1 protein-coding gene is annotated in these 1785 nt (G+C 31.1%); it reads right to left on the bottom strand.

Going from position 1 to position 1785, the window contains the following annotated elements:
• Positions 1–217: 217 nt before the first annotated feature.
• Positions 218–1519, bottom strand: a complete 1302-nt coding sequence (locus ACFFU9_RS11075; protein ID WP_379861505.1) for a TlpA family protein disulfide reductase — start codon at positions 1517–1519, stop codon at positions 218–220.
• Positions 1520–1785 lie beyond the last annotated feature (266 nt).

Raw genomic sequence — 1785 nt, forward strand, 5'->3', positions numbered from 1 at the left:
ATTGATAAAACTCAGAAACTGTAAATTAAAACCACTAAAAAACTATCAAAAATGTTAGAAAAGGAGTAAATGCTATATATTTTGACCACATCAATCACAGCCTAACCACCAAAGAACCTTCCCTAAACGTATCGTTTTACCCATAGTACGGCAAATCAACCGGATTCGTCAACACAGAATTCATTTTTGGACTATCGGCAAAACGAATTCTTAGTTATTACCTGCTGGCTTTATTTATTAAACTATCTATTTTGGTTTCCAACTCCTTTCCTCTCAAATCTTTTGCGATAATTATTCCTTCAGGGTTAATCAGAAATGTTGCTGGGATTCCTCTTACCCCGTACTTCTCTTTGATTTTGTTAGAACTATCAATAATTTGAGGCCATGTAATTCCATGTTTGTTCGCAAATTTTTCTAAAACTGTTATTTGATTGTTTCCAACAATACCAATTATTTCAAATTTTGATTTATCAGTTTTATTATATATCGTTTTAAGATTTGGTATTTCTTTGATACAAGGACCACACCAAGTGTCCCAAAACTCGAGAAGTACATATTTTCCCCTTAAACTATCCAATGAAATCATATTTTGTTTTTGGAACTGTTTTTCTGAAAAGTCAAAAGGTTTATTTCCAATTTGAGTAGAGCGTATTTGATTTTTAGATAAATCCATTTTTTCTAAAAGTAAAACATCCTTATTTCTATTTACTCCCAAGTTTTTATATAAATCATTTCCAATTTCAAGATATTCGTTGTTAAAAACTGCTTTTTCTCCATTTAAGCTTTGATTAATAGTTATTCCTACATCTTTATATGTCAGGTTTGTAAATTTAAAGGAATGAATGCTTATTAAGTGATTCTCTAATTTTGCAGTACCGTATTGAGCGAAATTACATAATAAGTAATATTGATCCATATTGACAGAAGAAATCAAGAGAGGAACTTTAAACTGAATCTTTTTATTATTTAGGAGGCGTTCAAAAGTAACATATATTGCTTCATTATTTGCCAACGAATCCCAATCTAATTCACTGTCAAACTGAATTAGTTCAAAAGGCTCGTCATCACTGAAATCATAATTGTTATTTACATCTACAACAACCATTGTATTTCCAGTGGAATCATTGCCTATAGCAAATGCAGCTCTGCATTTTATTGGCTCTTTGGACAAATTCAATGTATCGGGTTCCCAATTCCACATTATCTTAAGCTTTTCAAACCATTCTTTTGAAATATTGCCTGAATGGTAGTTTTGATAAACATATTGGTGAAAATCCGAATTAATATCTCCAACTTTAACATCAGTCCATTTTTTTGGTATTCCAGTAACTTTTAAAAAAGTGTTTTTCCACGGGTTATTTTCATCATTATTATAGAGTGGAATTGAACCTCCACCAGACGATTCGAAAGGACCAAACCCTTTTTGGTAGGTAATGGGCAGTTTTAAAATATGGTCCTTTTTACAACCTGATATTAAACATAAACATATGCTCAATAGAAATAGAGTTTTAATCTTCATATTTCATTCAAATTTTAGACAGAGTTCGTTTTCAGCTTGCAGGTAACGGTTTTGTATATGATACGTTGCGTGGTTAAGCACGTAATTTAGCAAATAAAAACCAGATAGAAAATCCGCGAGGATTTTCGTAAGTAGGCTCTCACTAGCAATGGATTATATACGTCTTAAGTTTGTCTTTTATTAAATTTGATATATAATCAGAAAGAATAAAAGAGAGAATTAAGGTTAATATATACGGTGAAGCCTAGACTTCGACAACATTGATA

It is taken from the genome of Mariniflexile ostreae, from assembly GCF_042427585.1.
Classification (GTDB): Bacteria; Bacteroidota; Bacteroidia; order Flavobacteriales; family Flavobacteriaceae; genus Pseudalgibacter; species Pseudalgibacter ostreae.